The sequence below is a fragment of the Pseudomonas sp. GW822-FHT07A10 genome (assembly GCF_058798795.1).
Genome location: NZ_JBXAKV010000002.1, coordinates 141,032 through 152,592, shown reverse-complemented (window position 1 = coordinate 152,592; position 11,561 = coordinate 141,032). Strand labels below are relative to the sequence as shown.

9 protein-coding genes are annotated in these 11,561 nt (G+C 60.0%); 5 read left to right on the top strand and 4 right to left on the bottom strand.

Features of this window, described 5'->3' with window-relative positions; genetic code table 11:
* Window positions 1-133: 133 nt before the first annotated feature.
* Window positions 134-1,684 carry a MocR-like pyridoxine biosynthesis transcription factor PdxR gene (gene pdxR / locus AC1RL4_RS04155; RefSeq protein WP_230174602.1) on the bottom strand — a complete coding sequence of 517 codons (1,551 nt, stop codon included), beginning with the start codon at window positions 1,682-1,684 and terminating at the stop codon, window positions 134-136.
* A gap of 124 nt (window positions 1,685-1,808) precedes the next feature.
* Here pdxR and AC1RL4_RS04150 point away from each other — a divergent pair, with 124 nt between their 5' ends.
* Together AC1RL4_RS04150 and AC1RL4_RS04145 are read left to right on the top strand one after the other, a co-directional pair.
* Window positions 1,809-2,255 carry a GNAT family N-acetyltransferase gene (locus AC1RL4_RS04150; RefSeq protein ID WP_019580387.1) on the top strand — a complete coding sequence of 149 codons (447 nt, stop codon included), beginning with the start codon at window positions 1,809-1,811 and terminating at the stop codon, window positions 2,253-2,255.
* Window positions 2,256-2,272: 17 nt separating this feature from the next.
* Window positions 2,273-2,944, top strand: coding sequence for a GNAT family N-acetyltransferase (locus AC1RL4_RS04145; RefSeq protein ID WP_019580386.1), 672 nt, complete (start codon window positions 2,273-2,275; stop codon window positions 2,942-2,944).
* An 88-nt stretch (window positions 2,945-3,032) separates the two neighbouring features.
* On the opposite strand, the gene AC1RL4_RS04140 is transcribed toward AC1RL4_RS04145, so the two are convergent.
* The gene (locus AC1RL4_RS04140) at window positions 3,033-3,932 is read right to left on the bottom strand and encodes a homocysteine S-methyltransferase family protein (RefSeq protein WP_019580385.1); all 900 of its coding nucleotides are present in this window, start codon (window positions 3,930-3,932) and stop codon (window positions 3,033-3,035) included.
* A 110-nt stretch (window positions 3,933-4,042) separates the two neighbouring features.
* Here AC1RL4_RS04140 and AC1RL4_RS04135 point away from each other — a divergent pair, with 110 nt between their 5' ends.
* The 3 genes from AC1RL4_RS04135 (at window position 4,043) to AC1RL4_RS04125 (ending at window position 8,173) form a co-directional block, all read left to right on the top strand.
* Entirely contained in the window at window positions 4,043-4,864 is an 822-nt protein-coding gene (locus AC1RL4_RS04135) for an ABC transporter substrate-binding protein (protein WP_018927375.1), read from the top strand.
* Window positions 4,861-5,697 (top strand): amino acid ABC transporter permease, encoded by an 837-nt coding sequence (locus tag AC1RL4_RS04130; protein ID WP_230174604.1) that lies wholly within the window; start codon window positions 4,861-4,863, stop codon window positions 5,695-5,697. The genes AC1RL4_RS04135 and AC1RL4_RS04130 overlap by 4 nt, the downstream gene beginning before the upstream one ends.
* Before the next feature lie 322 nt (window positions 5,698-6,019).
* Window positions 6,020-8,173, top strand: a complete 2,154-nt coding sequence (locus tag AC1RL4_RS04125; RefSeq protein ID WP_230174607.1) for an autotransporter outer membrane beta-barrel domain-containing protein — start codon at window positions 6,020-6,022, stop codon at window positions 8,171-8,173.
* Window positions 8,174-8,299: 126 nt separating this feature from the next.
* Here AC1RL4_RS04125 and oadA read toward each other — a convergent pair whose 3' ends face one another.
* Both oadA and AC1RL4_RS04115 read right to left on the bottom strand, forming a co-directional pair.
* The gene (oadA, locus tag AC1RL4_RS04120) at window positions 8,300-10,108 is read right to left on the bottom strand and encodes a sodium-extruding oxaloacetate decarboxylase subunit alpha (RefSeq protein ID WP_105342466.1); all 1,809 of its coding nucleotides are present in this window, start codon (window positions 10,106-10,108) and stop codon (window positions 8,300-8,302) included.
* Window positions 10,109-10,119: 11 nt separating this feature from the next.
* Window positions 10,120-11,535 carry an acetyl-CoA carboxylase biotin carboxylase subunit gene (locus tag AC1RL4_RS04115; RefSeq protein ID WP_019580379.1) on the bottom strand — a complete coding sequence of 472 codons (1,416 nt, stop codon included), beginning with the start codon at window positions 11,533-11,535 and terminating at the stop codon, window positions 10,120-10,122.
* Window positions 11,536-11,561: the final 26 nt, after the last annotated feature.

The window sequence follows — 11,561 nt, the reverse complement described above, 5'->3', positions numbered from 1 at the left end:
GGGGGGCTTTGATCTGCGCGGTGGCAGCAATCAGGAACTCATCGCCATTTATCGCGGCGAGATCAGTCGCACACTCGCTGCCTCAGTGTTTTTCATAGATCAGCGGTTCATTTAAAAACCGGGAGGCCATCGTTCAATCCCGCCAGACCTGCCGCAACCGTGCCAGCGCCGACTCTATCTCTGGCTCTGGCACCGCCGCAAAACCCAATACCAGACCGGCGCGCTGATCGACTGGAGTCCTGGAGTCCGGTAGCCAATAGTTGCTCAAGCCATTGATCTCCACGCCTACGCTTTCCGCTTGTTCGATCAGTTGCCGTTCGCGGGCCAGGCTGTCCACCGAAACCGTCATGTGCAGCCCGGCGGAGACGGTGGGCAGGCTACCCACTCCGGTCATCCCCGCCGGCCAGCCACCCAGCAAACAATTGCGACGGCTGAGGGCGGCACGCCGCATCCGGCGAATGTGCCGCTGGAAATGCCCGGCGGCCATGAACTCGGCCATCACCGCTTGAGTGCTCACTTCGGAATGCCGCACATCCACCGCCCGACGCTGCGCGAATGCGTCCACCAGGCCCGGCGGCAGCACCAGATAACCCAGGCGCAGCGCCGGAAAAGCGACCTTGCCGAAGGTGCCGACATACAGCACCCGCCCATGGCGATCGAGTGCCGCCAGCGGCGCCAGTGGCGCGCCGCTGTAACGGTACTCGCCATCGTAGTCGTCCTCGATGATCCAGCCCTGGTTGCCCTCGGCCCAGGCGAGCAGTTCCAGACGCCGGGCCAGACTCATGACCACACCGGTCGGGTATTGATGGGAAGGCGTAACGTAAGCCAGCCGGCAATCGCTCAACTGCGCCAAGGCGCTGCAGTCGATCCCCTCCTCATCCACCGGCACACCGTGCAACCGTGCACCGGCTACCGCAAAGGCATGGCCGGCAGCGCGATAACCCGGATTTTCAATCCCCACCCCATCGCCAGGCTCCACCAGCAACTGTGCACAAAGGCTGATCCCCTGCTGCGCGCCACTGGTGATCACAATTTGCTCAGCGGCGCACTGCATCCCTCTCGAGCTGCGCAAGTAGGCAGCAATCAATCCGCGCAAGCGTTCATCGCCTGCCGGGTCGCCATAACACAACTGCTGTAAATCCGGTTTACGCCAGAAAGCCGCATTCAGCTTGGCCCAAACCTCGAAAGGGAACAGATCGAACGCCGGCACGCCGACCCTGAATGCGCGCGGCGGGCCACCGGGCGGTGCAGCCAAATGATTCTTTTCAACGCGCCCCAAAGCACCGCTGTGGATAACTTTACTGGATGGAACAACAGGTAAATCCAGCCAATTTGTGGATAAGGCTGTGGGTAACCCTGTTGAAAACCCTGTGGATACTTTTGTGGATAATTTTTTCGCCGGCAACGCCGCCTGAGGCAATTGCGCCACGTAAGTCCCGTCACCCACACGCCCCTCGATGAAGCCTTCAGCGTAAAGCTGATCGTAGGCACGAACCACGCTGTTGCGGGAAATCGATAACGCCGTAGCCAGATCGCGACTGGCCGGCAGTCGTGTGCCGCTGGCCAATCGTCCGTCGAGCACGCGTACCCGCAGCGCTTGATAGAGCTGTCGACTCAGGCCCTGGCGGCGGTCGAGTTCGATACCCGCCGGGTTGAACGACGAGGGAAGCGGCGTATTCGACATGACAATGGACCTATGAAATTGGTCATTAATGGCTCTTACAACAGACCATTAGCCTGCCTAGGATGAAGGCATTCGCCAAGGAATTTTCCATGTACCTGCCACTTTGACGCGTTAAGGAATGAACATGAGTCAGATCGACATCCGCCAGGTCACCACCGACGATCACGCTGCCTGGCTGCCGTTGTGGCAAGCCTACTTGCGCTTCTACAACACCGAGCTGCCCGAGGCGGTCACTCAAAGCACCTGGCAGCGCCTGCTCGACCCGAGCGAACCGACCCACGGGGCGCTGGCCTGGGTCGACGGCAAAGCGGTGGGCATGGTGCATTTCATCTATCACCGCTCGAACTGGAGCATCGAAAACTCCTGTTACCTGCAAGACTTGCTGGTGGCACCCGAAACTCGTGGCACCGGCGTCGGTCGGCAACTGATCGAATTCGTCTACAGCACAGCCAAGGCCGACGGTTGCTGCAAGGTCCACTGGCTGACCCACGAAACCAACGCCACCGCGATCCAGCTCTATGAGCGCATCGCCGAACGCCCCGGTTTCATCCAGTTTCGCAAAGCCCTTTAAGGTTCAAGGAGAACACCATGTCGACTTCACTCGCAGACTGGAAAGGCGTCCCGGCGCCCTCGGCCCAACTGATCGAAGGGCGTTTCATTCGCCTGGAAAAACTCGACCCGGCGCGTCACGCCGATGGTTTGTGGAAAGCCCTGGAAGGCCCAGGCTCGGACCCGAAACTCTGGGACTATCTGCCCTACGGTCCTTTCCCGGAGCGCAGTGCGTTCAATGACTGGCTGAACAATCATGCGGCCAACAGCGATCCGTATTTCTTCAGTGTGATCGACCGTGTCAGCGGCGAGGTGCAGGGTCTGCTCAGCCTGATGTCGATTGTTCCTGCCCAGGGTCGCATCGAGATCGGCCATGTGACCTTCGGCGCACCGATGCAGCGCTCGCCCAAAAGTACCGAGGCGGTTTACCTGCTGGCCAGGGAAGCCTTTGCGTTGGGCTACCGGCGCCTGGAATGGAAGTGCAACAACGGCAACGCTCGCTCCAAGTACGCAGCAGAGCGGTTGGGGTTCAGTTTTGAGGGGGTGTTCCGCCAGCACATGGTGGTCAAGGGTCAGAACCGTGACACGGCGTGGTATTCGATTCTGGACTCGGAATGGCCGACGATTCAGGCGGGGTTCGAGCGGTGGTTGAGCGATGAAAACCAGACGGAATCGGGGCAAGTGCAAACGTTGACGGAGTGTCGCGGGTAATCTTCGACGCCCGTACGGACAACTTCGCGGGCAAGCCTCGCTCCTACGGATCACACGAACCTGGAGCGAGGCTTGCCCGCGAATGGCATCACGCTAATGTCTGGGCGAGTACCGCAATATGCTCTGGCCCGATCCCGCAGCACCCGCCCAAATGGCTGGCCCCGCGCTTGCGCCAATCGGCCGCCCACTGCAGATAACCCGGCGGGTCGAGATCATCACGCAACGGGTCCAAACCGTCGTTGGCCGTGGCTTCTTTCGGTTGAGGCGGGAAAGCATTGGCGTAAGCGCCGATGTGAATCTTCACCCCCAGGCGCTCGAAGGTTTCCCGCGCCGCATCAATCGCCGCACCGATCACTTCCGGCTGGCTGCAGTTGAACAGCAACGTCTCGACACCCAACTCAGCCGCCACTGCGGCGGCCTCAGCCACTGGCTCACCGGAGCGCAAACGCGGCACTTCGTCGGTGTCTTCATCCTTCAAAGTAAACGATAGCCACAACGGTTTGCCGTCCTTCGGCAGCCCGGCATGGATCGCCCGTGCTTCGACGATCGAGCTCTGGGTTTCGGCCAGCCACAGGTCGACATGAGGCGCCAGGCCATTGACCAGAGGGGTCAGCAGTTCAGTCACCCGGGCAGCGTCGAACAAGTCCGGGCGGTAGGAGCCGAACAACGGCGGCAATGAACCGGCCACACGCACCGATTGGCCCGAAGCATCGACTGCACGCCGAGCCAGCTCGCCGGCCAACGCCGCAAGGGCCTGGCCTTCAGCGGCGAAACGTTCTTCGCCAATGTGGAACGGCACCACCGCGTAACTGTTGCTGGTGATCACGTTGGCACCGCTTTCGATATAGGCCGCGTGCACCGCCTCTACGGCTTGTGGCGCCTCGCTCAAGGCCAGTGCCGACCACTCGGGTTGCCGGAACGGCGCCCCTCGGCGTTGCAGTTCACGACCCATGCCGCCATCCAGAATTACCGTGCTGTCTGCGCCCATATGCTTTTCACTCATAAGCTTATGAAAATAACTCACTATCAGAGTCGTTCTTATAACTATTTAATGCGCACCATACGGTTAATAACAACCTCTTTTTTCAGGGATCAACTGTGAAACTTCAACCGCTGCTGGCCCTGGGCCTGACGATTCTGGCTGCCTCCACCCAAGCCTTTGCGGGCGCCACCCTGGATCGCATCGAACAAAAGAAAGAACTGGTCGGTGTGTTGATGGAAAGCTACCCACCCTTCTCGTTCCTCAACGATCAAAACCAGCTCGACGGCTTCGACGTTGAGGTGGCCAAGGCCGTGGCGGACAAGCTGGGCGTCAAGCTGCGTCTGGAAACGCCGTCCTGGGATGTGATCGCCGCCGGCCGCTGGAGCGGGCGTTACGACATCTGCATCTGCTCCATGACCCCGAGCAAGGCCCGCGCCGAAGTCTTCGACTTCCCGGTCGAGTACTACGCCTCCCCTGCCGTGATCGTGGTCAATGCCAAGGACGATAGCATCCACAGCGCCAAAGACCTGAGCGGCAAGAAAGTCGGTCTCACCAGCGCCTCCAGCTATGAAAGCTACCTGAACAAAAACCTGGTGATCGAAGGCGCCGAAGACACTCAATTGCAGTACCCGTTCGAGAACGTGCAGATCGCCCCGTATGACACCGACAACGTCGCGTTCCAGGATCTGGGCCTGGGCGCTGGCGTGCGTCTGGACGCGATCCTCACCAACCTCGTCACCGCGCAACCGCGCCTGAACGAAGACAAGCGCTTCAAGCTCGCCGGCCAGCCGCTGTACTCGGAGCCGAACTCGGTGGCCATCGAAAAAGGCGATGCCCAGTGGGACGCCAAAGTGCGTGATGTGTTCGCTCAGTTGAAACAGGACGGCACCTTGAGCAAGCTGTCGCAAAAATGGATCGGCGCCGACATCAGCAAATGACTTCCTTCCCCAAACCTCCTCAGCCGCCGCAACCGGTGGCTGAGTCATTACTGCAACGGGTCTTCGGCTTCCGTACCCGGCTGTACCTGACCTGGGCGGCGATGTTCGGCTTGTTCGCCAGTTTCTTCCTGAGCTTCGACCTGAAGTTCTCGATCATCCTCGACAAACTGCCGAACCTGATCGGCCTGCACCTGGCGCCCAACGGCTTTCTGCAAGGCGCGGCACTGACGCTGTTCTTGTGCCTGTGCTCGATTGTGGCTTCGTCGCTGCTGGGCTTCATCACGGCCCTGGCTCGACTGTCGAAAAGCGCCGTGGCGTTCGGCATCGCAAGTTTCTATGCCTCGTTCTTTCGCGGCACGCCGCTGCTGATCCAGATATTGCTGATCTACCTCGGCTTGCCGCAATTGGGCGTCGTGCCGGGCGCCATCGCCGCCGGCATCATCGCCCTGTCGCTGAACTATGGCGCCTACCTGAGCGAAATCTTCCGCGCCGGCATCCTCGGCGTTCCCCACGGCCAACGCGAAGCATCGCTGGCCCTGGGCATGCGCGAAACCGTGATTTTCTGGCGCGTCACCCTGCCCCAAGCCATGCGCACCATCATCCCGCCCACCACCAACCAGTTCATCTCCATGCTCAAGGACTCATCACTGATCTCGGTGATGGGGGTTTGGGAAGTGATGTTCCTGGCGCAATCGTACGGGCGCTCGAGCTATCGCTATATCGAAATGCTGACGACGGCGGCGATTATTTATTGGCTGATGTCGATTGGGCTGGAGCTGATTCAGGCGCGGATGGAACGGCATTACGGGAAGGCGTATTTAAGTCGTAGTTAGCAGCGAACAGCCTCGCCAATTTCAAGCTTGCCTTGGGCCCCCTCGGTGTTGGCCACGGCGGCGTGATCGGCAACAACAGCCGTAATCATGGATTGATCGGGCATTGGTAGATGAGTTTCTAAGTTTTCGCCAATGGAAGCGTCCGGGATTGCTGTAAGGAAAAACATCAAATGGTCGGGTGAAAACGGACGTCGTCGAAGACCACCATTGCTTCGGCTACAACCGACGTCTCTAAGCCTTTCGATGCGCCGGGAAACGCCCGGCATCCTGAAACCGGATCGACTTTTAGAGTTTGGCCTCCCTTCAAAAGAGGCTGAACCCAATGTCCAGCAGACACACTTTTCGACCGCAATGCATGGCTCTGACGATTTCCCTCACCCTTGCCCATGCAGGTTCCGCGCATGCTCAACAGCCAACTGTCATCCTGCCGTCACTCGCCAATCAAATGACACTGTTCGAGGCATTCATCAACGGTTCAGACACGGTTAAAACACCGGTAACCAAAACAGAAAAAGGTCCTGATGGCATCGCATTGAAACTGAGCGATGCCAATGATCTGATTACCGTCAGCCGACGCGGCCGTTTCGACGGGATCGTTGATGGAGGCGGCGGCACCAACGCTCTGCAACTCGATATCGTGAGCGGCGGCGAACTTGGGGAGAGCCGGAATTTTAACTACCTGCACGTCAATCGAGGTGAGTGGACGCTGACAGGGACAAGTGACTTCTCCGAAGGCGCCATAGTGAAGGAAAAAGCTGCGCTAACTAATCGCGGGCACATTGTCGGCCAAGTTTCAGTTGATAAAAAAGCGACCTTTCGCGGCAATGGGCAAGTTGGCCACTTGTTGGTAGCAGGTCGGCTTGAAGTCAATGCGATGCACGGTGCACCGCGGGTAAGCGGTAACCTTGAGCTGCACGACACTGGCGAACTGGCCTATGAGATAAATACCGATGGCCGCAGCGAAACCATTCAGGTCGATGGCACCGCCAACCTTGGCAACGCCACGCTGAATATTGTCGCCGTGCCGGGCGACTATGCGTTGAGCAACCAGTACACCGTTATGAACGCCAGCTACGTCGAAGGTGAGTTCGGCAAAGTTCTCAACAACCTGGCTTTCATGACCCCTGCCATTCAGTACAACGAAAAATCTGTTGGCCTGACTTATGCGCGGAACAAGGTGACTATCGAGAGCCTCGCGAGCAGCGACAATGGACGCGAGTTGGCTAACAGCATCGAAGAACCAATAGAGTCCCCCTCTGCTCAGATGCCGTCTGACACGACGAACAACACGATCGCCACCGTGACTCCAACCGCCACCTCCGAATCCTCCATCAGCGCACTGACTCCACCTCTTGCCGCAAAAAATGAGGCCATCGAAGTAGCGTTATCGCCCACTCCCCATCCGACTGTCATCGCTACGAAGTCATCTACCACAACCAACGCCGCCATCGCCGCCCTGCTCGGTTCCAACAAAGCCACCGCCACCCTGGCGATCGAACAATTGGCCGGTGGCAGCAATGCCAACCTGGCCAATGCAACCTTGAGTAGCGCCAATTCGGTGAACAGCAGCCTGCTCTCGGCCATGCGCCAGACGGACAATACCGACTTCAACGGGCAGCACAGAACGCCGAGTTTGGCGGCGGGCAGCAAAGCCACTGGCAGGGTCTGGCTACAAGCACTGGGCAACGGCGGCACACTCGATCGCGACCATGCCAGCAGCGCGCTGCAACATTCCACGGAAGGTCTGGTGCTGGGTGCGGATTGGGCGCTCGATGAGCAATGGCGTGTGGGCGTCATCGGCGCAAAATCGCAGACACGCCTGGACGGAAATCATCTGGACGGAGATCTGGACAGTTGGCACTTGGGCGCCTATGCCCTGCGCCAAAGCGGCCCGTTGGCGTTGCGTCTGGGCGCAAGTCACGGCAACCACGATGGCAGCACCAAACGGCGAGTGGCGTTCAACAGTTTCAGCGATCGCCTGAAAGGCCGCTACGACGCCCACACTCAGCAAGCCTTTACAGAGCTGGGTTACAACCTCGGCAGCGGTAATTTCCGCGCCGAGCCCTTTGCCAATCTCGGCTATCAGCGCTACCAGCGTGGCAGCTATACCGAGAAAGGTGGAGCGGCGGCATTACAGGTCCATGGGCAAACGCAGGGCAATTTCAGCAGCACCTTCGGTCTGCGCCTCGCACAGCTCAATACACTGGATAACGGCATGCAACTGACGCCGCGATTCGGCGCCGGCTGGAAACACACCTACGGTGATGTCGACAGCAGGACTCATCAACGACTGGCAACCGGCGGCAGGACTTACACCGTCAAAGGCGCTGCGCTGGATCGCAACAGCCTGCTGGTCGACGCGGGACTGGATCTTGGGGTTTCGGCAAACCATACATTGGGTGTTGGCCTCACTGGCGAGATCGCCAGTGATAGCCGCAACCATGGCGTGACGGGACAGTGGCGGATGGCGTTCTGACGAACTCGCCTCGTCCTCACTGATTCAGCGCAGTTCCTTGTGGGAGCGAAGGCCCAAACTCCGGGCGAAAAAAAAGGGGAGCACATGCCCCCCCGAGGTTTAAAGCGGTATATCGAGGCTGTTAACTCAGCCTTCGATCTCGATCAGGATCTCGCCCGGGTTCACCCGGTCGCCCTTGGCCACGTGGATGGCGGTAACTTTACCGGCGATGGCCGACTGGACTTCGGTTTCCATCTTCATCGCCTCGGTGATCAGCACGGCCTGGCCGGCTTTCACGGTGTCGCCTTCCTTGACCAGCACGTCGACGATATTGCCCGGCATGGTGGTGCTGACATGGCCCGGTGCCGACGCTTGCTTGCGCTTGCTGCTGCCGCCGCTGACGAATTCGTTGAGCGGTTCGAACACCACTTCTTCCGGCATACCGTCGATGGACAGGTAGAAGTGACGCTTGCCTTCGGCCTTGACGCCCACACCAGTGATGTCGACGCGGTAGGTTTCGCCGTGGACGTCGATGACGAACTCGGTCGGCACGCCTTCGCCACCGGCCGAGGCGACACCGCCCGCCTCAGGAATCGGCAGCAGCACTTCTGGAGTCAGGGTGCCGGCTGCGCGTTCTTCGAGGAACTTGCGGCCGATGTCCGGGAACATGGCGTAGGTCAGCACGTCCTCTTCGGACTTGGCCACGGCGCCGATTTCGGCACGCAGCTTGGTCATTTCCGGCTTGAGCAGATCGGCCGGACGCACGTCGATCACCTCTTCGCTGCCGATGGCCTGACGACGCAGCTTTTCGTTCACAGTGCCCGGCGCCTTGCCGTAGCCGCCTTGCAGGTAAAGCTTCACTTCGTTGGTGATGGTCTTGTAGCGCTCGCCGGCCAGCACGTTGAAGAACGCCTGGGTGCCGACGATCTGCGAGGTCGGGGTCACCAGCGGAGGGAAGCCGAGGTCTTCACGAACGCGCGGGATTTCCGCCAGCACTTCGCTCATGCGGTTCAGGGCGCCCTGCTCTTTCAACTGGTTGGCCAGGTTGGAAATCATCCCGCCCGGAACCTGGTTGACTTGCACGCGAGTGTCGACGGCGGTGAATTCGCTTTCGAACTGGTGGTACTTCTTGCGCACGGCGTAGAAGTACAGGCCGATCTCTTGCAGCAGTTCCAGGTTCAGGCCGGTGTCGAACTCGCTGCCTTTAAGGGCGGCGACCATCGACTCGGTGCCCGGGTGGCTGGTGCCCCAGGCGAAGCTGGAGATCGCGGTGTCGATATGGTCGGCGCCGTTTTCGATGCCCTTGAGTTGGCACATCGCAGCCAGGCCGGCGGTGTCGTGGGAATGGATGAACACCGGCAGCGACTGCTCGGCTTTCAGTGCCTTGACCAGTTCGCCAGTGGCGTACGGGGTCAACAGACCGGCCATGTCCTTGATCGCCACCGAGTCGCAACCCATGGCTTCCATTTGCTTGGCTTGCGCCACGAAAGCCTCGATGGTGTGCACCGGGCTGGTGGTGTAGGCGATGGTGCCCTGGGCGTGTTTGCCAGCAGCCTTCACCGCTTCAATGGCCACGCGCAGGTTACGCACATCGTTCATGGCGTCGAAGATGCGGAACACGTCGATGCCGTTGACCGCGGCCTTGGCGACGAAGGCTTTGACCACGTCGTCGCTGTAATGGCGGTAGCCCAGCAAGTTCTGGCCACGCAGGAGCATTTGCAGACGCGTGTTAGGCAACGCGGCGCGCAGTTGGCGCAGACGCTCCCACGGGTCTTCTTTCAGGAAGCGTACGCAGGCGTCGAAGGTCGCGCCGCCCCAGACTTCCAGCGACCAGTAGCCGACTTTGTCGAGCTTGTCGCAGATCGGCAGCATGTCTTCGGTGCGCATGCGGGTGGCGAGCAGCGATTGGTGGGCGTCGCGCAGGATTGTGTCAGTTACATGGATCTTCTTGGACATTGTCATATTCCTCACAGGCCTGCGTGGGCGGCGATGGCGGCGGCGATGGCCAGGGCCAGCTCTTCGGGTTTGCGCTTGATCGAGTAGTTGGTCAGTTCAGGATGGCTTTCAACGAAGCTGGTGTTGAACTGGCCGCTACGGAATTCCGGGTTACGCAGGATTTCCTGGTAGTACGCGGCAGTGGTCTTGACCCCTTGCACGCGCATGTCGTCGAGGGCTCGCAAGCCACGGTCCATCGCCTCTTCCCAGGTCAACGCCCAGACCACCAGTTTCAGGCACATCGAATCGTAGAACGGCGGAATGGTGTAGCCGGTATAGATCGCTGTGTCGGTGCGCACGCCGGGACCGCCGGGCGCGTAGTAACGGGTGATCTTGCCGAAGCTCGGCAGGAAGTTGTTTTTCGGGTCTTCGGCGTTGATCCGGAACTGCAGCGCGAAACCACGGTGCAGGATGTCTTCCTGTTTCACCGAGAGCGGCAAACCGGATGCGATGCGGATCTGCTCGCGAACGATGTCGATGCCGGTGATTTCTTCAGTGATGGTGTGTTCCACCTGCACCCGGGTGTTCATCTCCATGAAGTACACCTCGCCCTCGGCGAGCAGGAACTCCACGGTGCCGGCGTTCTCGTAACCCACGGCCTTGGCTGCACGCACCGACAGGTCGCCAATGTAGGCGCGCTGTTCCGGGGTCAGTTGCGGGCTCGGAGCGATCTCGATCAGCTTCTGGTTGCGACGCTGGATCGAGCAGTCACGCTCGAACAGGTGCACCACGTTGCCGAAGCTGTCGCCGAGGATCTGCGCTTCGATGTGTTTCGGGTTTACGATGCATTTTTCCAGGAACACTTCCGCCGAACCGAAAGCCTTGGTGGCTTCGGAAATCACCCGAGGAAAGGCCTGTTCGAGTTCTTCGCGACTGTTGCAACGACGAATGCCGCGGCCGCCACCACCGGAGGTAGCCTTGAGCATCACCGGGTAACCGATGCGGTCGCCTTCGGTCAGGGCTTCTTCGATGCCCGACACGTTGCCTTCGGTGCCCGGTGTGACCGGCACGCCCGCCTTGATCATGCTGCGGCGCGCTTCGGTCTTGTCGCCCATGCGGCGAATGACTTCCGCCGACGGGCCGATGAATTTGATTCCGCGTTCGGCGCAGATGTCCGCCAACTCGGCATTTTCCGAAAGGAAGCCGTAGCCGGGGTGCAACGCATCGCAACCGGTTTCCACCGCCAGGTTCACCAGCTTGCGCGGGTTCAGGTAGCCGGCCAGTGGCTCGGCACCGATGCTGTGGGCCTCGTCCGCACGCTTCACATGCAAAGCATGACGGTCGGCGTCGGAATAGATCGCGACCGAGCGAATGCCCATCTCGGCGCAGGCGCGCACGATTCGTACGGCAATCTCACCACGGTTGGCAATCAGGATCTTTTTTATCACTTGGAGGTTCCCTTGAGCCGGTGGCA

What these genes read in the sequence shown, in the direction of transcription:
- AC1RL4_RS04145 (WP_019580386.1), top strand. Translation starts at nt 2,273, where the DNA reads ATGTCGACTTCACTCGCAGACTGGAAAGGCGTCCCGGCGCCCTCGGCC.
- AC1RL4_RS04150 (WP_019580387.1), top strand. Translation starts at nt 1,809, where the DNA reads ATGAGTCAGATCGACATCCGCCAGGTCACCACCGACGATCACGCTGCC.
- AC1RL4_RS04140 (WP_019580385.1), bottom strand. Translation starts at nt 3,932, where the DNA reads ATGGGCGCAGACAGCACGGTAATTCTGGATGGCGGCATGGGTCGTGAA.
- oadA (WP_105342466.1), bottom strand. Translation starts at nt 10,108, where the DNA reads ATGTCCAAGAAGATCCATGTAACTGACACAATCCTGCGCGACGCCCAC.
- pdxR (WP_230174602.1), bottom strand. Translation starts at nt 1,684, where the DNA reads ATGTCGAATACGCCGCTTCCCTCGTCGTTCAACCCGGCGGGTATCGAA.
- AC1RL4_RS04125 (WP_230174607.1), top strand. Translation starts at nt 6,020, where the DNA reads ATGTCCAGCAGACACACTTTTCGACCGCAATGCATGGCTCTGACGATT.
- AC1RL4_RS04130 (WP_230174604.1), top strand. Translation starts at nt 4,861, where the DNA reads ATGACTTCCTTCCCCAAACCTCCTCAGCCGCCGCAACCGGTGGCTGAG.